The organism is Pseudoalteromonas sp. SWXJ133, from assembly GCF_015864365.1.
In the GTDB taxonomy this organism is placed as follows: domain Bacteria; phylum Pseudomonadota; class Gammaproteobacteria; order Enterobacterales; family Alteromonadaceae; genus Pseudoalteromonas; species Pseudoalteromonas arctica.
The window spans coordinates 59,515-78,608 of sequence record NZ_JADYXJ010000015.1 but is presented as its reverse complement, the minus strand read 5'-3'; the positions used below and the strand labels follow the sequence as shown (position 1 = coordinate 78,608).

15 protein-coding genes are annotated in these 19,094 nt (G+C 37.9%); 6 read left to right on the top strand and 9 right to left on the bottom strand.

Going from position 1 to position 19,094, the window contains the following annotated elements:
• The first annotated feature begins 80 nt into the window (after positions 1–80).
• Positions 81–1,514 carry a tetratricopeptide repeat-containing sulfotransferase family protein gene (locus I6F40_RS12435; RefSeq protein ID WP_166377129.1) on the top strand — a complete coding sequence of 478 codons (1,434 nt, stop codon included), beginning with the start codon at positions 81–83 and terminating at the stop codon, positions 1,512–1,514.
• On the opposite strand, the gene I6F40_RS12430 is transcribed toward I6F40_RS12435, so the two are convergent.
• Positions 1,462–2,415, bottom strand: coding sequence for an alpha/beta fold hydrolase (locus tag I6F40_RS12430; protein WP_166377128.1), 954 nt, complete (start codon positions 2,413–2,415; stop codon positions 1,462–1,464). The two genes, I6F40_RS12435 and I6F40_RS12430, sit on opposite strands and share 53 nt — an antisense overlap.
• A gap of 128 nt (positions 2,416–2,543) precedes the next feature.
• On the opposite strand from I6F40_RS12430, the gene rlmF reads away from it, so the two are divergent.
• On the top strand, positions 2,544–3,476 hold the full coding sequence (rlmF, locus tag I6F40_RS12425) for a 23S rRNA (adenine(1618)-N(6))-methyltransferase RlmF (protein ID WP_166377127.1): 933 nt from the start codon (positions 2,544–2,546) through the stop codon (positions 3,474–3,476).
• Positions 3,477–3,516: 40 nt separating this feature from the next.
• On the top strand, positions 3,517–4,521 hold the full coding sequence (gene ltaE / locus I6F40_RS12420; protein ID WP_166377126.1) for a low-specificity L-threonine aldolase: 1,005 nt from the start codon (positions 3,517–3,519) through the stop codon (positions 4,519–4,521).
• Here ltaE and I6F40_RS12415 read toward each other — a convergent pair.
• From I6F40_RS12415 to I6F40_RS12380, 8 genes are all read right to left on the bottom strand, one after another.
• Positions 4,495–5,088, bottom strand: coding sequence for a thymidine kinase (locus tag I6F40_RS12415; RefSeq protein ID WP_166377125.1), 594 nt, complete (start codon positions 5,086–5,088; stop codon positions 4,495–4,497). The genes ltaE and I6F40_RS12415 overlap by 27 nt on opposite strands.
• 82 nt (positions 5,089–5,170) lie before the next feature.
• On the bottom strand, positions 5,171–5,962 hold the full coding sequence (locus I6F40_RS12410; RefSeq protein ID WP_166377124.1) for an amino acid ABC transporter substrate-binding protein: 792 nt from the start codon (positions 5,960–5,962) through the stop codon (positions 5,171–5,173).
• A gap of 75 nt (positions 5,963–6,037) precedes the next feature.
• A complete protein-coding gene (locus I6F40_RS12405; RefSeq protein ID WP_166377123.1) occupies positions 6,038–6,508 on the bottom strand; it encodes a methylated-DNA--[protein]-cysteine S-methyltransferase in 471 nt (156 codons plus the stop codon).
• The gene (locus I6F40_RS12400) at positions 6,508–7,860 is read right to left on the bottom strand and encodes a DNA-3-methyladenine glycosylase 2 family protein (RefSeq protein WP_166377122.1); all 1,353 of its coding nucleotides are present in this window, start codon (positions 7,858–7,860) and stop codon (positions 6,508–6,510) included. The genes I6F40_RS12405 and I6F40_RS12400 overlap by 1 nt, the downstream gene beginning before the upstream one ends.
• 75 nt (positions 7,861–7,935) lie before the next feature.
• A complete protein-coding gene (locus I6F40_RS12395) occupies positions 7,936–8,547 on the bottom strand; it encodes a superoxide dismutase (protein WP_166377121.1) in 612 nt (203 codons plus the stop codon).
• A 16-nt stretch (positions 8,548–8,563) separates the two neighbouring features.
• Positions 8,564–9,070 carry a hypothetical protein gene (locus I6F40_RS12390; protein ID WP_166377120.1) on the bottom strand — a complete coding sequence of 169 codons (507 nt, stop codon included), beginning with the start codon at positions 9,068–9,070 and terminating at the stop codon, positions 8,564–8,566.
• Positions 9,071–9,149: 79 nt separating this feature from the next.
• Positions 9,150–9,632, bottom strand: a complete 483-nt coding sequence (locus tag I6F40_RS12385; protein ID WP_166377119.1) for a GNAT family N-acetyltransferase — start codon at positions 9,630–9,632, stop codon at positions 9,150–9,152.
• Between the two features lie 12 nt (positions 9,633–9,644).
• On the bottom strand, positions 9,645–14,408 hold the full coding sequence (locus I6F40_RS12380) for a PAS domain-containing protein (protein ID WP_166377118.1): 4,764 nt from the start codon (positions 14,406–14,408) through the stop codon (positions 9,645–9,647).
• A gap of 251 nt (positions 14,409–14,659) precedes the next feature.
• Between I6F40_RS12380 and I6F40_RS12375 the strand changes: the two genes are divergently transcribed.
• The 3 genes from I6F40_RS12375 (at position 14,660) to I6F40_RS12365 (ending at position 18,919) form a co-directional block, all read left to right on the top strand.
• Positions 14,660–15,526, top strand: a complete 867-nt coding sequence (locus tag I6F40_RS12375; protein WP_166377117.1) for a cation diffusion facilitator family transporter — start codon at positions 14,660–14,662, stop codon at positions 15,524–15,526.
• 114 nt (positions 15,527–15,640) lie between these two features.
• Positions 15,641–16,711 carry a PepSY-associated TM helix domain-containing protein gene (locus tag I6F40_RS12370; RefSeq protein ID WP_166377116.1) on the top strand — a complete coding sequence of 357 codons (1,071 nt, stop codon included), beginning with the start codon at positions 15,641–15,643 and terminating at the stop codon, positions 16,709–16,711.
• A 72-nt stretch (positions 16,712–16,783) separates the two neighbouring features.
• Positions 16,784–18,919 (top strand): TonB-dependent receptor, encoded by a 2,136-nt coding sequence (locus tag I6F40_RS12365; RefSeq protein ID WP_166377115.1) that lies wholly within the window; start codon positions 16,784–16,786, stop codon positions 18,917–18,919.
• Positions 18,920–19,094: the final 175 nt, after the last annotated feature.

Below are 19,094 nucleotides of genomic sequence, written 5' to 3'. Positions count from 1 at the left end.
TATATGAATAATTTTTAACGCAGTGAGTACGCTATTTAATGCGATAGAATGATTATTTTTTTAATAAAATTGGTATAACTATGCTACTTAATAAAGCCAACCAACTACTGCAACAAAATAAACTCAAAGAAGCTGAGTTTCATTTTAAAACGCTATTAAATAGTAATCCCGAAAATGGTGAAGCTTTATTTGGCTTAGGCAGAATTGCCCTACGACTAGAGCGTTATGACGCTGCCGTATACTTACTCCAAAAAGCGTGTGAGCGCATGCCCCATATGCTTGAACCATTACATGCCCTTGCTGATGCATTTAACGGTGTTAATTCGCCAAACGATGCGTTAACGGTGCTCGAATACGCAAAAAAACTAGCAAGTCATAACCCAGAACCTCATTATTACTTAGCACAGCACTATTTAACACATGGCGAGTTAGATAAAGCCCATACAACCTTTGCTCATGCACTCAGTATTGGGGTATACCCTGTAACAGCTTATATTTTATTTGAACTTGTGCAGTTAGGCCGCTTTGATAAAGAGCATAATTATGTAAGTAATTTGCACCACTTACTAACTCAAACGAGCAATTTACGTTTAAAAATGGTGTGTTACTACGCATTAGCAAACAGTTACGATGCACTTGAAGATACCGAGCAAGCATTTAATTATTTTATATTGGCAAATAAATTACAAAGAAAATTAAGTGAATTTAACACTAAAGATTTAATCCCTTTTTACGATGAAATAATAAAATACAACACCGAGGAATTTATTGCCTCTGCCGATAAAAAATTTACAGGTAATATTACGCCTGTCTTTATTATTGGTATGCCTCGTAGTGGCTCTACCCTCCTGGAGCAAATATTGGCAAGCCATAGTCAGTTTTCGAGCCTAGGAGAAAGTACGAGTATTAGTAATAACGCGGTTGCTTTTATCGAACAAAAAACGGGAGTTGCTTACCCGCAATGTTTAGCGTATTTAACGCCTGACTTAATCAAAAAAGCCCGCGAGCTTTATATCACAACATTAAAAACAGCATCGCCCATCAGACCTTTTATAATAAATAAACTGCCGAGTAATTATCAGTCGCTCGGACTAATATATATCCTATTTCCAAATGCCAAATTTATAAATTTAAGTCGTAATTTTAATGCTACAGCGTTTTCTATTTTCACTAATTACTTTGCCGAAAACGAGCCTTATTTTTGCTCACTACCTGAGTTTAAGCTTTATCATAGTGTGTATGAAAAACTGATGAGCCATTGGCACTCCTTTAAAGGTATGCCAATTTATGATGTCAGTTACGAAGATTTAGTGAGTAACCCAAAAGAGCTGCTAACGCAGTTACTTGGTTTTTTAAACTGTCATTTTGAAGAGCGCTGCTTAGCGTTTTATAAACAAAAAACACCGGTAACCACGTTGAGTAAACATGCTATTCGCCAACCTATTAATAACGCCGCAATCGCTAAGTGGGAGCGTTACAAAACACCTCTTTTAAAGTTACTTGATGAGAATTAATCGGATGTGCTTTAAACCAATTAAGTAAATCTTTAAATTGATCATCACGCGCACTTGGGTGGGTAAGCATATTAATATGATCGTAATCAAAATTATGCCCGTGTTTACGACCGTAAATTCGCATTTGTTGAATGCCAGGTCCTGATTCGTCCATAAACTTTTGAATATCGATTGGTTGCGCTAATGCTTTATCTTTTACCGCAGCAATATGAAGCGTTGGCGGTAAATGCAGGTTGTTTAGCGCTTTTGCATAATCAAAATTATCATCAGAATCTATCCATGGCTTCTTTTTAGCCCATTGCATACTTTGATAATGCGACTTTTGAGTTTCGTTATCGCTTCCCCACTTATAACCTTTAGCATTTAAATAGCCGTGTTTTTTAGCAAGTAAAGGTGCCATAAAATACCAAATTAAATTGGCTTGTAATAATTTTTGAGGATGGTTATTAAATAAAGAACGCTTAGAGCCAAAATACACACACGCTTTTACATCATTAATATATTCTGGAAAGCGTGCAAACGCGCTGTTCATCAATACCCCGCCCCAAGAGTGAGCGACCCAGTAGTCAGGCTTCTTGCCTTCAATCAACTCTATTTGCTTAATAAAGGCAGGGATGTCTTCTAGGATAGACTCAGTTTGTCCATATTCGGACTCGCTCGAAATAATTGGCTTACTATCACCTCGGCCACGTAAATCAGCCACATAGCATCGGTACCCATGCTCAGCCAAAAAAGGAGCTAGCCCTTTATTAGAATGGGTGTAAAAAATTTTACCGTTTTCTACAGCCCCATGCATAAAAAATACGACAGGCCCTTGCTGATTATCATCGCTGATACGACGTAAATGAAGTGTTTGTTGATCAGCTAAATTGATAATTATTGATTGCTGAGAAATCGCCACAGTTATTCCTTTTTATTATTTTCAACTCATCCTACCAGCAATATTAAATATACCAAAGGAAATGTCTCCACTTTACTCATCAGCATTTGTTACAATCACCACATCATATCTGTTGTTAAAATGAAGCCATGAAAGAAAATAAAGCACGTTCAAAATTACACCCGCGTAACCTACATAAAAATGGGTACGACTTCGATTTATTAACAACAGAGCACCCTGCTCTACTGCCTTTTGTTATAACCACACCTGCAGGTACTAAAAGTATTGATTTTAGTGATAACAAAGCCGTTAAAACACTCAATCAAGCCCTTTTGAAAGCACATTATAATATTGATTTTTGGGATATTCCTGAGCACAACTTATGTCCACCTATACCTGGGCGTGTTGACTACATTCATTACTTAGCCGATTTATTAAGTGACGATAACCAACAACAAATACCTTTAGGTAAGCAAATTAAAGTGCTTGATATTGGCACTGGCGCTAACTTAGTTTATCCGCTTACTGGTACAAGTGAATATAAGTGGCATTTTACAGGGACTGATATTGATGCAGCCTCGGTAAAAATAGCAAAGCAAATTTCTCAGTTTAATGGTTTAAAAATAACCCTAAAACAACAAAAAAACGCATCACATATTTTTAAAGGCGTTGTAAATCAAAAAGATTTATACCACTTAACGCTCTGCAACCCTCCGTTTCATGCAAGCGAAGAAGAGGCAAGTAAAGGCAGTGAACGTAAGTGGAAAAACCTAGGAAAAACACCCAGTAGCACACTTAACTTTGGTGGCCATAATAATGAATTATGGTGTGAAGGCGGTGAAGTACAGTTTATCTCTAATATGATTAAAGAAAGCGAAGACTTTGCAGAGCAAATACTGTGGTTTACGTCGTTAGTATCCAAAAAAGATAATATTGCAGCTCTTGAAGAAGTATTAAAAGCCCACCCAATAGCACAATATAAAATAGTTGATATGGCACAAGGTCAAAAAATCAGCCGCTTTATTGCATGGACTTACTTTGATAAAGACACTCGTGAGCAAATTTGTAGCGAGCTTGATTAATACCAATTTTATTAAAAACAATAAAAAGGATAAGGCAATCATGATAGATTTTCGCTCTGATACAGTTACAAAACCAACAAACACAATGCGCGATATTATGTACAGCGCACCGGTTGGTGACGATGTATACGGTGATGATGAAAGCGTTAACCAACTAGAAGCCTATGCGTGTAAGCGTTTTAACTTTAAAGCCGCACTTTATTGTAGCTCAGGTACACAAGCCAACTTACTTGCAATAATGGCGCATTGTGAGCGAGGTGACGAATACATTTGTGGCCAAAATGCTCACAATTATAAGTTTGAGGGTGGCGGAGCAGCTGTTTTAGGGTCTGTGCAACCACAGCCTATTGAAAACGATGCTGATGGCAGTATACCTTTTAGCAAAATAACGACGGCTATAAAACCAGACGATTGCCATTTTGCAAAAACGCGATTACTTAGCTTAGAAAATACCATAGGCGGAAAAGTACTCCCGCTTGAGTACTTAGCCCAAGCTCGTGACTTTGTTGACACACATAATTTAGCGCTGCACTTAGACGGCGCACGTGCTTTTAATGCCGCTGTTGAGCTAAATATTGATATCACTGAAATTACAAAACACTTTGATTCAGTTTCTATTTGTTTATCTAAAGGTTTGGGGGCGCCCGTAGGCTCTTTATTATTAGGCTCACCAGCACTTATTAATAAAGCAAGACGATGGAGAAAAGTACTTGGTGGCGGTATGCGCCAAGCCGGAATGCTTGCAGCTGCCGGGCAGTTTGCACTTGAGCACAATGTAGAGCGCTTAAAAGACGATCATGCAAATGCACGTTATTTGGCTCAACAATTAAGTGAAATCAGTGGCTTTACTGTAGATATGAGTAACACCACTAATATGGTTTATGCAACATACACTAGCAGTATAAATATTGAAGAGATTGCTGAGGCGCTTAAACAACAAGGTATATTATTTAGCCCAAGCAAGCAGCTTAGGCTAGTAACGCATTTAGATATTACGCGCGAAGATATTGATACATTTTTAAATGCTTTGTCGGCCCATATTTAACGCGGCTTTATAATGTTTGCGGCATACCGAAACGTATCGGTCATTGCCGCCAATTTCTACTTGGTTACCATCGGCTATTGCATCACCATTTTCATCGGTACGCAGTACATGGTTAGCTTTACGTCCGCAGTGGCATACTGTTTTAAGCTCAACTAACTTATCAGCCCACGCAAGCAAATATTGCGACCCTATAAATAACTCGCCTCTAAAGTCGTTACGCAAGCCATAACACAGTACCGGTATACCTAACTCATCAACCACATCGGTTAATTGCATTACTTGTTCTTTTGATAAAAATTGGCATTCATCAACTAACACACAATGGCGTTTTTTGTCGTTGTTAAGCGATTGAATAAGATCAAATACATCTTTACTAGCATCAAATACATGCGCGTCAGCTTGCAAGCCTATACGAGACGATACTTTACCCACGCCTTGTCTATCATCAATGGCTGCAGTAAGGATGACAGGTTCCATGCCACGTTCTTTATAATTAAATGCAGATTGTAATAACGTAGTTGATTTACCCGCGTTCATTGCAGAGTAGTAAAAGTATAATTGAGCCATTGCGGTGCCATTTTATAAAAAGTGCGCTTATGCTACCTTAATATTAAATTAATACCAATTTACAAACGCGAATTTAACGAGGTTATTTAAGTGTTTGTAAATATTTAATATAGATAGGTGCACTTTCAAACTTTGATAACCATTGCCACATTTCCAAGCTTAGATCGTTATTTTCTTCGTAGAATTTTTTTGAAAAAACAAGATAACCATGGCTGGTTTCGTAAGGGGGATAAATAGGTTTAACATTATTACCCTCATACGGATAACTCGACACTTTTAAGCCATCAACTTGGCATAGATCAACGCTCGCCTGCACCACGCCCTTATCTAGCAACTCAAAAGCTTTGCTTTTAGAAAACGTATTATGAATAAAAAATGGTTCTTCTTTCAACGCGCTATTTAGTCCATAGCCATTAGGAATAGCTATCGTAAATGCTTTATTTTGAAATACTTCGCGAGTCTCCCATTCTTTATGAAATTCATAACGCCCTATAAGGCAGCTACTAAATTCACTTACTGCATAGTCATCTTGTAACTTACCTTGCTGATCAACAGGGTAAACAGCAACGTTTTCTCGTCCTTTGCGGTAACTGGCAATAACAGCATTAACTCGATTAAATTCTAAATCGCTTAAGCATCTACGCCATGGTTTTCTAACAAACTTAATCTCAACACCATCAATCGCTTTATCTAATAAACTTAAAACCTCAACTGAGGCATCAGGTTGATCAATAGGTATAGCCTTATCAACACCTAAAAATAGTAGTGCTGCGTTTTTATCTTCATAACAAAAAAGTAATTCTTTGGCCGTAACGCCATCGCAAAAAACAATACACTTCAAAACAAAAATATAAAGTAACGTTCTAATTTTCATAGTGATTTTTATTTATAAACTAAATCTACAGTGTAGTATGTAGAAGTAAACATACAAAATATTCGTTAAATTAATTTACATTAATCCTTCGTGTTTCAGCAACCAAAGTTTCCTATCAAGCCCACCAGCATAGCCCGTTAACTTTGCATTTGCGCCAATAATTCGGTGGCAAGGCACTATAATACTAATCGGATTTTTACCATTCGCAGCACCTACTGCCCTCACTGCTTTTGGATTATTGAGTTGGTTTGCAATATAGCCGTATGTTTGCGACTGTCCAAAAGGCACCGTTAATAATGCTTGCCATACGCTTTGTTGAAATACTGTACCGTTTGTATCAAGTGGTACATCAAAAGTAGTGCGTTTTTTTGCAAAGTACTCGTTTAACTGCGCAGCGCAAATAAGCATCGCCTTGTTGGTAACTTGCTCAAATGGCGTATAAGGGTGCTCAACTGGAGGATAAAACCCAACGTAACTCACGCCTTTATCAGTCGCTTGAATAATTATGTCGTCTATAGGGCTCGAAATGGATGTTTGAATGATCATTATAATTGCTGCCAAAGTTGAAACGTTAGGTAAGAGCGAAAAGGAGCGCAATTAGCAGGCTCAAAAGGGTTTGCCGCCGCTTGTGCTTTTTTAATACCTAAGTCGCCATCAAGTAATATATCGGGTTGGCTTTGCCCTCGCAGCTTTGCATAATTTACTGTCCAGGGGCCAATTCCCTTTAAATTAAGCCATTCGTCTAAATCGTCATTTTCAGGATTTAGTGCACAAAACTGGGCTAAGTTGTGTAGCGCATTTTTGCGTGCTTGTGGCATTTTAAAAAATGTTAAATCACTATTAGCAACAATGTTAGCCGTAGGAAAATAAACGGCATCGCCCTTTTTTTCACCTAATTCATCAACTAGCTTTGTTACTAAATTATGCGCCGCAGTAACACTCACTTGTTGTCCGAGTACCGCCCTTATACCGGCTTCAAAACTTGACCAAATCCCTGGAAGTCTGAGCCCTTCACACACTGTAAACGCATTGTTTATATTGGCGCTTAAATGCGTTTCAATTAAATTAATATCGGCATCTAAATCAAGCACACGGCGTATATTATTTATAACAGGTTGTAAGTACACCGTATTGTCTATATCGATAGATACACTAAAGTGATTTTTACTCGCTATAAATTCAGCGGTAAAGCTTCCTTTATATCCCTCACTTGCAAAAGTACGTCCGTAGCTCGTTTGTGTTATCCACTCCATTGGTTTTATCAAGCGCCTTTGTAAAAAGCTCTGCAAAGCAGGCCAATTATAAGGCGGCCTAAATGGCAGGGTTAAAGTGAGTGTTGACGTTGGTTTTTTATCGCCACTGCGCAGCTTCGAGGGAGCTATATTTAACTGCTGTAAAAATGCATCATTAAAGCGCCGAATGCTTTTAAAGCCTGCGGAAAACGCTATTTCGGTAAGGGGTAAATGTGTTTCTTGAATCAGCTTTTTAGCAAAGTGACATTGGTTAAATAATCGATATTGCGTAATCGACACGCCAAAATACTGCTTAAACAACTGTCTTAAATAACGACTACTTACACCTAAACGAGCTGCTAATTTTTCGCAGTCGTGCTCGTCATTTTGATCTATTAACTGTTTTGCTCTAAGTGCAGTCGTTTTTGTACCCTGCCATGCTGCGCTGCCAGGGGCACTATCGGGCCTGCAACGAATGCAGGGCCTAAAACCATCTTGCGCCGCGTTATGGGCAAACTGATAATAAGTAACGTTTTTTTCGTGAGCCGTTGGTGCAGGGCAAATAGGTCTGCAATAAATGCCGGTACTTTTTACCGCTACGTAAAAAAGCCCGTCAAAACGAGGATCGCGACTCTGACGTGCTTTTTGCCAATGTGAAGTGTCCATAAACGGCTCTATAAATTAAACCTTATAGAGCCTAGCTTATACAAAAAAAACTGTATTACTAGCCATATTCGGCACTCAACCAATAGCCAATAAATAACGCCTTTGTACTTCTTGCCAATTAATTACATTATAAAATGCAGCAATATAATCAGGACGTTTATTTTGATACTTCAAATAATAGGCATGCTCCCATACATCAAGTCCCAAAATAGGGATATTTCCCTGCATTAAAGGGCAATCTTGATTAGCACTATTTTCTACAATCAACTTTTCATCCGGCGTTACACATAACCACGCCCAACCACTACCAAATTGGCTAATTGCCGCGGCTGTAAATTCCTCTTTAAATCTATCAAAACTGCCTAGTTGCTCATTTATAACCTGAGCCACAATACCTTCAGGCTCACCTCCTCCTTGTGGGCTCATTATCTGCCAAAATAAGCTGTGATTAAAATGCCCTCCTACATGCTCTTGTACTGCTTTTTGCAAATTACTAGGCAGGCTGTTTATTCCCTTAAGTAATTTTTCAGCATTTGCGGTTGCATATACAGTATCTGCTAAAGCAGCATTGGCTTTATTGATATACGTTTGATGATGCAATGTGTGGTGAATATGCATAGTTTTGCTGTCTAAATGAGGCTCAAGCGCATCATATTCATAATCAAGTGCTGGCAATGTAAACGCCATAAATTACTCCTTTATTTTAATGTAGCAGGCTGTTTGTTGAATATTTAGAGCATAAGCAAAAATTCACTTGCTCTATTAGCTCAGGTAAAAAATGATAGCGTCTTGCAAATGATACAAGTTCAGAGGAAGTTTTAATGTAATGATGCTTACTCACTTTTTGTATATCGTAATGAGTATGCTTAATTAATGAAGAGAGTGTTAAGTGTACTTCGCATAGCCATTTGCATGCATTTTCAGGCTGTTGCATAGCTATATAGGTATCAGCTAAATTATGTGACGCAACAACAAGTGCGGGTATACAGTGCTCAATAGCATGAATGACAGTGTTATTAATCTGAGCATATAAAAATTGCTGAAGAAGATGATCTGCAAGTGTTTTAGCTAATAAGTATTTATCGCGGGCTTCGAGAAGTGCACCTTGCTCAAATGCATAATTACCTTGCATTATATTCGACTGCCAAGGGCTTAATGCTTGATCAAGATAAAGTAAATCTGAGTGGGGTTGTTTTTGACTTGAGATCATATAATCATCTGCACGTTTATTTATGAGTGTGTATTTAACTTACACACCCACAAAACTAAATGCAAATGATTTTCATTAACTATTTGGCGAAGTCTAATAATTCCTGCCCTGTTAAGCGATATATAATCCATTCGTTTTGTGGCTTTGCACCAATGCTATTGTAAAAATCGATAGCGGGTTTATTCCAATCAAGCACTACCCATTCAAAACGACCACAGTCATTACTAATGGCCTTATTAGCTAAGTGTTTCATAATGGCTTTACCTGCACCATTGCCACGGCAATCTGGGCTTACGTATAAATCTTCAAGGTATAGGCCATTTTTACCTAACCAGGTAGAGTAATTATAAAAATATACCGCAAAACCAATTGGCTCATCACCTTCTAAACAAATTATGCTGTGCGCAGTTGCACCTTCACTAAACAGAGTATCTAAAATTGCCTGCTCGTCTGTTTTTACTGCATCAGGTTCTTTTTCATATATGGCAAGTTCGGTAATAAAGTGCAAAATTGTTTTTGCGTCACTTGGTTTTGCATCACGTATTATAACGGGTTGGCTCATTGTATTTTTACCTTAAATATACTGCTCTAATTTATCTTTTAAAATATCTAATTGAATAGGTTTACTCAAGTAGTCATCCATTCCAGCGGTTATACAACGCTCTTTATCTGAGTTCATTGCATTTGCGGTGATAGCGATTATTTTAATGTTTTTATGCTGTATGCCCGCCACGCCTTTACGAATAGCAACGGTTGCAGCAAAACCATCCATAACAGGCATTTGGCAATCCATAAGTACGAGCTTAAAGTATCCTGAATCATGGGCTTTTAATATATCAATCGCTAATTGGCCATTCTCAGCAATGGTAACGTCACAATTAAGCTTCTTGAGCATTAATCTAGCTACCTGTTGATTAATAGGATTATCTTCTACCAGTAATATTTGGGAAGATTCCTGCACCTTTTCTTTTTTAAGTGACGAAATATAGCCTGACGTAACAAGTGGTAGTGTCTCGCCTGCATCATTACTCGTTATAACCGACAGTGCAGAAATTAAATCGGCAGTGGTTACTGGTTTAGGAAAATATGCCTGAAAGCCAGCATCAGAATAACGCTGCGCGCCTTCCATACCTGCAATACTAGTCATCATTACAAGTGGCATTGATTTATAATGTTCATGTGCTTTTAGTGCTTTACACAGCTCTATGCCATCCATTCCTGGCATTTGCATATCAAGCACTGCAATATCGTACATGCAACTTTTATCTTTATATTGCTGCGCGCACATATCAAGTGCTTGATGCGCATCACATGCAAGTGCAACCTTAGCGCCCCAATGTTCAAGCTGTTGTGAAATTACAATTCGATTTGTCTCGTTATCGTCAACAACTAAAACTGTTAGCTCTTCCATATTAATATTAGGGATATAACGCTCTTTTTGATCTCCCGGAGTTAGCATTATAGTGGCGGTAAAGGTACTCCCTTTACCTGCTTCACTTGTAAGAGAAATTGCCCCCCCCATTAACTCACAAAGCTGCTTACAAATGGCCAGCCCTAAGCCACTGCCTCCGTATTCACGCGTTGTTGATGCATCCACCTGAGAGAAAGGGGTAAATAACTGCTGTTGCTTTTCTTCACTTATTCCTATGCCTGAATCTTTTATACTTGCAACAAATTCTAAACCTTGAGCCACTTTATTAATTTTGGCGCTTACAACAACCTCGCCCTTACTCGTAAACTTAACGGCGTTACTCAGCAAATTAGTAAGTACTTGCCGAATGCGCCCAGGATCTCCGCATAACTGCGAAGGTTCTAGCGCTACCAAATCTAAAATTATTTCTATACCTTTTTCTTGAGCCGTCAATGCTTGTGCAGCAGCAACTTCGCCAATTAAATCACGTCCATTAAAGTTAATTTCTTCAAGTTCTATCTTACCGGCTTCGGCTTTAGAGAAGTCTAAAATATCGTTGATCACGGCTAATAAAGAATGTGCACTTGTTTTGGCAATACCTACTTTTGTTTCTATTGGTTTAGGGAGTGACTCTAATTGAACAAGCTCAAGCATACCGAGTACGCCATTCATTGGCGTTCTTATTTCATGGCTCATAGTGGCTAAAAATTGGCTCTTAGCAATAGCTGCATCTTCAGCTTTTATAAGGGCTACTTTTAACTCTTCACTGATTACTTTACGTTGCTGAGAAACCAAAGTGCTTCCCACTAAAGTAGCTAATGATCGAAGATACGTTTCTTCGCTTTGTGTCCAATTGCGATGCTCGCCTACCGTTTCAGCACACAAAATACCTAAATTACCATCACCTGTTGCTATCACTGCATCAAGCATCGATTTAATATTTAATGGTTTTGCATACGCTTCTATAAAATCAACAGTTGCTGGGTGCGTATAAACATCATCAATAGCTACTAAGTTTTGCTTATAAATGGCGCTATAATATTCAGGGTAGTCTTTAGCAGTTAAAATCGCATTTGTATCTACAAACCCTTGCCCATCTATATATAAACTATGACACGCCATCACATCACGTTGATCGTTAAAAATCCATACCGAAGCACGTGCAATATTTAGCACTTCACACATAGATTTAACGGCTAGCTTTTTAACTTGTTCTACATCACTATTTTGCACTTCAGGAGCAACAGTGAGTGCGGCTAAGTTTTTGTTATACCTGTTTGTTTTTTCGCTTTCAAGTTCAAGGCGTTTATGCGCATCAATACTTTGAAACGAGCCAAAAACACGTACGCATTTTCCATCTCTAAGCTCTGCTTGGCCCATCGATTTAACCCAACGTTCTTGTCCCGAATAGGTCAAAATAATAAGCTCTACACTCCAGCTTTCACCTAAAGTCAAAGCGCATTCAAACAAGGTGCTTATAGTATCTCGGTGTATCCCAGGTTTATAAAAATTAATTGCGGTATCTATGCTAGGCTCATACCCATCTGGTACCTCATGAATAACTTTAACTTCATCAGACCAATAAAGCGTATGCGCTTCTAAGTCAATTTCCCATGCGCCAATCTGCCCTTGCTTACTCATTGATTCGAGCAAATTTTGCTGACGACTTATTTCTAACTGTGTATTGTAACGATCCGTAATATCTAAAATAAATCCATCTAAATACAATATGTTGCCATCATCTGCGTAAATCGCTTGGCCCTTTTCGTTTACCCAATGCAAAGAGCCATCGCGGGCTGTAATTCTATATTCAACAGACCATGGCAGCTTAGCGCTAACACAGCGTAAAATTTCAGCTTTTATTTTTTTAGAATCGTCTTCGCAGATTAAATCAAAAAAACAGAGGGCTTCGTTATGTATCAACTCATCAGGCGAATAGCCTGTTATTTCACTCGCTTGTTCGCTCATATAAAGCATGCTTAACTTATCATCAAACTTACATCGATAAATAATGCCGGGTATATTTGATACCAAAGATGCAAATCTGTCTCGGCTTCCTTGTAGTTCATGCTGTGTAGATTTTTGATCAGATATGTCTAAATGCGTACCTATCATGCGTTTTGGGGAGCCATCGGTGTTCCACTCGACAACTTTTGCTGTATCAAGTACCCAAATCCAATGCCCATCTTTATGTTTCATGCGAGCTTCACTAACATAATAGTCAGTCTCGCCTGCAAAGTGCTCTTGAAGTTTTTTATTTGATATTACCAAGTCTTCAGGGTGAGCATAGCTATACCAGGTATCTATAGTGCATGGTTCAATCTCATTGAGTTTATAACCTATAATCTCGGCCCAGCGATTATTAAATGTCACTTTATTAGTATCGATATACCAATCCCAAATACCAACGGCTGTTGAGTCAATCACTAGTTGTAGCTGCGTTTTATGCTGTTCAAGCTCTAGCTCTTGTAACTTAAGTGCTGAAATGTCAGTACGAATAGCAATATAGTTTTGTGGTTTACCGTTTTCATCTAAAAACGGCACAATAGTCGTATCTACCCAATAAAAACCACCATCCTTAGCTTTATTACATATTTGCCCGTTCCATATATCGCCACGTTTAAGCGTTTTATACATACTTTTAAAGAATTCTTTTTCGTGTTTACCTGAATTTAAAAGGCGATGGTTTTCCCCTATTAATTCATGTTCATCGAAACCACTAATCTCACAAAATTTCTTATTTACAAAAGTGATAGTGCCATGTAAGTCAGTTACCGCAACAATGGCATGTTCATCTAATGCACTTTTTTGTTCAGCTAATTGTTTTAATGCAATTTGAAGTGCCGAACGTTGTTTTTGTAATATACTTTGTTGCTCTGCTTTTACGGCTACTAACTTACGTAAGCCCAATGAAAGCTGATTAAACTCTATACTATCGTTTATTATTGGCACTTTAACCAAATCGCCTTTTGTAATATTTTCAACAATTTTAGCTAAGTTAATTAAAGGCTGAGAAAGCCGGCGACCAAACCACCACGACAACGTTAATATAAGCAGTAAGGCGCCCGCATTTGTTAATACAGCAAGCTGCTTATAATAATCAGCGCCTTGTAGCGCGACTTCTTTTGGTTTTGATACAAGTAACTGCCAGCCAGACTCATTTAAAAATTCTAATGAATTAATATACCCATATAAAGTGACTTTATTTTTATTACTATAAGAAAAAACACGTTGTATTGGTGAGCCGTTTTGAGAGAAAAATGATGGTTGGGTATCGCCTGAATTATTTCTTTTTTGAATTTTATTATTGTGCATAACATAAAATGTTATGTCTTTATTAGCAGCGTGTATTTTACTTAGATTATTTAATAAGCCATTTAAATTTATATCTGCAAGCAATATTGCTTGTAACTTATTTTCATCATTTAATATCGGTAAGCCAATAATGTGGTACTCACGCCCTGAAGCAGTCATTGACTGGAATTGGATTTTGCCTGTATTTATAATGCCAGAACGTATGTTATTAAAGCGCTGCTCTTTAATAACATTAAAAAAGGGAGATGAAGACGATGAGTTAACGAGGTTTACATCAATAAGCTCTACATGATTAACAAAGTCATACTGCTCAATAAACTGATTAATTAATTTTTGTTTTTTATTGGGACTGATATCAAATTGTGCCCTAAGCAAATATAAATCTTTAACATGGTCTGCAAACCAAATATCAGCAAATTGCTTCCCTATATTATTAAGCTCGTTAAGTTCAGTGTCTGCATTTTGTTTAAGCGTGCTATTTACATGTTCAAGACTAAACCACGTAAGTATACAAAGTGGCCCTAAGGCTATAATTATAAAGGTTATAATTAACTTACTTCGTACAGACTGTCCTTTACCTGTTAATTCACCAAAGTTTAAACCTTTGTCCATGCTTAATATCCAGCAACTTATAATCATTTAATATTACTTACATTAATGCACTAAATATATAAAGACGCAAGTTTTGAGAGGTAAACTCCTTAAAAACTGGGTATTTAGCGTTACAATCTTAAATTCACATTTTTTAAAAAATACGCTTTTATTACTAACTTATAATTACGCTTGCTTACGCTACAACTTCTGTAGCTGTTTTAAACCCCTCGTGATATAAGCAGTATTCAATCAATGCGTTTGAGGGCATTATGGCGCACGATCACTCACATAGTCATGTAGACGAAAACCAAAGCAATAAACAGCTCACCGTCGCTGTGGTTATTAATGTATTGCTAACCGTAGCCCAAGTTATTGGCGGGATATTTTCGGGCAGTTTGTCACTTATAGCCGATGCCCTTCATAATTTAAGTGATGCTGCCGCTATATTTATAGCCTTGATTGCACGTAAAGTAGGTAATAAACCTGCTGACGGCACTCATCATTTTGGCTATAAACGCGCTGAAATACTTGCCACACTTTTTAATAGCAGTACATTAATATTAATTGGCGTGTATTTAATTTTTGAAGCCATTTCGAGCTATTTAAACCCTCAACCAATTAATGGCTGGATAGTTGTGTGGGTGGCAGCAATAGCGTTGGTAATTGATTTAGCAACAGCGTATTTAACCTACCGAGCTGGAGCAAATCACAGTATAAATATAAAAGCGGCCTTTATTCATAACGTATCAGATGCAATGGCATCTATTGTTGTTATTATTGCAGGCACCTTAATTATTTTATACCAATGGTATATTGTTGATTTAATTGCCACTGTGCTTATTTCTATCTATGTAATTTATCATGGCATTTTACTATTAAAGCAAAGCTGCAAAATTTTAATGCAAGCAGCGCCTAATAACATTGATACACACGCAATATCACATGCTATTAGTAATGAATTTAATATCGAGTCGGTAGTTAGCATTAAGCTTTGGCAACTAGATGATAAAGAAAATTATTGTGAGCTTGTTATTAGCACTCAGCACTTAATTAATTTGCCAACAATAAAAAGCTTTTTACACGACAATTTTAATATCGAAAATTGCATAATAGAAATCCGACCAATCGCAAATTAAAGCCCAATTTAATGCTCTTAATAACAAGCTAAACCAAATACATAACTATTTAATTGAAAACAGCTCGTATTATCATTTACAATATTCCCATTAACTCATAATGAGATACCGTTTTTGAAACTTTGGTTACGTAGAATTCATTTAGGCCTTGCCCTTATTAGCGGACTATTTTTATTAATAGTGAGCTTAACCGGTGCTGTTATGATTTATGCAAAAGATATACAGCACTTAATAGAACCCGCAAAATGGCAAGTAACACCACAAGAAAATTTAATGCCTTACGATGAACTTATACAAAATGTACGAGCTCAAACTAAGCAAAAAATCACTTTTTTTATGCCCGAACAAACGCCAAACGCCGCATGGCAATTTAGGTTAGCCAATAAACACTACGCCAGCGTTAACCCCTACTCAGGGGATGTACTAAACGTCTATGAATCAACAGATACGATTTATGGGTTTGCGATGGGATTGCATCGCTGGCTGTTGTTTGAAAACAGTAAGGGTGAAAAAACCTTTCGAAATTGGATGTCGGTATGTGCATTGCTACTTTTAATAAATGTATTACTCGGCTTTTATTTATGGGTAAAGCCCAAAAACAGAGTTAAACGTTTAGCTATAAAACCAAAAGCCAAATTTAGAGTGCTCATGTATCAATTACATACGGTGCTTGGTGTTTACTTTTTTATACCGCTTATGCTTATTGCCTTTACTGGCATGGCATTTAACTGGAAAACACAAACTCAATCTGTATTAGAATTTGTGACGTTTAATAAAGTAGAACAAAGACCTGACGCGCCAAAAATAATAGCCCCTTCTCAAGCTGCGTTAAACTACAATCAAGCAATTAAAAATGCAGAGAACGTATTTCCGGATGGCAAAGTATATAGAATTTACTTACCTAAAAAAGATGACGAAGCAATTGCACTGAGAATGCAAAACCCTGGCGAAAGCCACGCTTACAGCTGGGTTTGGACTAACCCATTTACTGGTAAAGTATTAAACTCATTTGACGCCAGTAAAACCAACTTCACAACACAAGCATGGAACTTTAAGTATAAGTTTCACATTGGTGATTTTGCAGGTCCTATAGTGCAGTTTTTATGGTTATTAATAGCCCTTTCACTCGCATTTTTTATTGTAAGCGGTGTATATTTTTGGTTAAAACGCCATAAATGGAAATAAATCTCATTAACACTTGTGTCATTAGCTGATAATAATTACCATTACGACAATTATTATCAACTAAGACACCCCATGTTAAAAACTTCGCTTTGCCTTATTGCTGTTGCAATAAGTACTAACACGTTAGCAAATGAAAATAATAAAAATGAATACACTTCTGATCAGTTAGAACATGTCATTGTATCTGGCAGCCGCATATCAGAGAACATTGACGAAGTACCTGCCTCGATTACCGTTATTAATCAGCAACAAATACAACAGCATTTAAAAGTAAGCTCAGAGCTGGGAAGTTTACTCGCGCAAATGGTTCCTGGCCTTGCCCCAGATACTGGTAGTTCAAGTAATTCAGGACAAACACTACGCGGCCGTGCGCCTTTAATAATGATTGATGGTGTACCGCAATCAACCCCTCTTCGTAATGGTTCTTTAGGCGTAAAAACGCTTGATGCTAGTGCCATAGCGCGCATTGAAGTCATAAAAGGCGCAACGTCTATTTATGGTAATGGTGCCTCAGGTGGCATTATTAACTACATAACAAAACAGGCTCGCAGTGATGGAAAACCTGAAGGTGAAATAAGTATTTCAAGCCGCTTTAGCGCTGTTAAATTAGCAGAAAGTGGCGGCGGTAGAATAGCGGCCGCAGTAAACGGAAAGCTCGATAAACTAAGCTACCTGTTAACGGCAAGCTATGAAGAAAACGGCGTACAACGCGATGCAGAGGGCGATATTTTAGGCTTGCAATATGGTTTATCAGACTCTGAAACTCAAAACTATTTTACCAAACTAACTTATGATTTTGACGACGAAAAGCAACTGCAGTTTAGCTATAACTTTTACAGCTCACAGCAAAAAACTGATTTAGGCGATGTTACAGGCGATGGCAATATAGGGGAAAAAACATACGCTATACACGTCCCCTTAGAGCTTCAAAAACAAGGTAAGCCGCAAGGCCCAGAAGGCAACGAAAATATAACCCTAAAATATGTTGATTACGCGTTGTTTGAAAACACACAAATGACCCTCGATCTGTATAAACAAAATATAGAAAACGTATTCTTTTTCTCAACCGCTTTAGCCAATCTTGATGAAGGTTATACCGGTGGTCAATCGGTTATTAAATCAGACAAGCAAGGTGCCAGAGCTACATTTAATAGCCAGTTTGATTTTGAAAACGTAACAGCCACCCTAATCTACGGTATTGATGCCTTAAACGATAAAACATCGCAACCTTTAGTAGATGGTCGTGTGTGGGTGCCAGAAATGGACATGGAAAGTGTGGCAGGCTTTTTACAAACCAAATGGGTAATAAACGACGACATTATTGTAAAAGCGGGTGTAAGAAACGAAAGCATTGATTTGAGCGTAAGTGACTACCAAACGCTAAAACTTTGCAAAACCGTATCGCAATGTTCAGTACCATTAAATGTGCGTGGCGACACCATTAATTACGATGCAACAACCTATAACGCCGGTATTAAATATAACTTAACAGATGCCTTTAGCCCGTTTTTTAGTTACTCACAGGGCTCTGATATTTCTGATATTGGTCGCCTACTTCGCGCTGCAACCGTTGACGACATTGCACTTATTCAAACACAAGCCTCAATAATCGACAATTACGAAGTTGGTTTTACCTCACAGTTTGAAAACGTACGTTTTGAATTTGCTCTTTACAGAAGTACCTCAGAGCTTGGTACAAGTAATGAGTATAATGAAGTAACAGGAGTTTACGAACCTGTGCGTGCGCCACAAGAAATATGGGGTTACGAAGGGTTAGTTAATTACACTATTACCCAAGACCTTAAGTTAAGCGCCACATACAGTTACGTAGAAGGTAAAAATACCGAGGCCGATGACTATCTAGGCGCAAGTCAAATTAGCCCACCTAAAGCAACAGCGAATGTAACGTGGCAAACAAATGACGAGCTATCGCTTGCAATGAGCTTTTTATATGTAGGCGACAGAAAGCGCTTTGATAAAAATGCGCAAGGCCAATACTCTGGCGATCAGGGCCCTGTTAGTAGCTACAACACATTCAACTTAAGTGGCCAATACAATGTTAACGCTCAATGGAGTGGGTATTTTGGAATAGAAAACCTATTCAATAGTGATTACTACCCTGCCCGCGCACAGGCATACACCTACGGTGGATACAATATTAAAGGATTAGGCACAACGGCAACGCTGGGTGCTAAATATCAATTTTAACAAATAAGCACGCGTAATAGGCATGCCCTGCATGCCTATATGCTCAACAAATCCCGCATAAATAAACGTCTCAATTTTTATTTAGGGCGTGTTGATCTTTGTGGATTGAGATTTGTTCAATCTAGGGGCGATTAAATTGCGGCGCGAGGTTTGTAACCTAGTGGGCTCGATAACT

Excerpts from the sequence above, each read along its gene's own strand:
- I6F40_RS12405 (WP_166377123.1), bottom strand. The coding sequence starts at position 6,508 with ATGATCATTCAAACATCCATTTCGAGCCCTATAGACGACATAATTATT.
- I6F40_RS12385 (WP_166377119.1), bottom strand. The coding sequence starts at position 9,632 with ATGAGCCAACCCGTTATAATACGTGATGCAAAACCAAGTGACGCAAAA.
- I6F40_RS12435 (WP_166377129.1), top strand. The coding sequence starts at position 81 with ATGCTACTTAATAAAGCCAACCAACTACTGCAACAAAATAAACTCAAA.
- ltaE (WP_166377126.1), top strand. The coding sequence starts at position 3,517 with ATGATAGATTTTCGCTCTGATACAGTTACAAAACCAACAAACACAATG.
- rlmF (WP_166377127.1), top strand. The coding sequence starts at position 2,544 with ATGAAAGAAAATAAAGCACGTTCAAAATTACACCCGCGTAACCTACAT.
- I6F40_RS12375 (WP_166377117.1), top strand. The coding sequence starts at position 14,660 with ATGGCGCACGATCACTCACATAGTCATGTAGACGAAAACCAAAGCAAT.
- I6F40_RS12395 (WP_166377121.1), bottom strand. The coding sequence starts at position 8,547 with ATGGCGTTTACATTGCCAGCACTTGATTATGAATATGATGCGCTTGAG.
- I6F40_RS12415 (WP_166377125.1), bottom strand. The coding sequence starts at position 5,088 with ATGGCTCAATTATACTTTTACTACTCTGCAATGAACGCGGGTAAATCA.
- I6F40_RS12410 (WP_166377124.1), bottom strand. The coding sequence starts at position 5,962 with ATGAAAATTAGAACGTTACTTTATATTTTTGTTTTGAAGTGTATTGTT.
- I6F40_RS12390 (WP_166377120.1), bottom strand. The coding sequence starts at position 9,070 with ATGATCTCAAGTCAAAAACAACCCCACTCAGATTTACTTTATCTTGAT.
- I6F40_RS12400 (WP_166377122.1), bottom strand. The coding sequence starts at position 7,860 with ATGGACACTTCACATTGGCAAAAAGCACGTCAGAGTCGCGATCCTCGT.
- I6F40_RS12380 (WP_166377118.1), bottom strand. The coding sequence starts at position 14,408 with ATGGACAAAGGTTTAAACTTTGGTGAATTAACAGGTAAAGGACAGTCT.
- I6F40_RS12365 (WP_166377115.1), top strand. The coding sequence starts at position 16,784 with ATGTTAAAAACTTCGCTTTGCCTTATTGCTGTTGCAATAAGTACTAAC.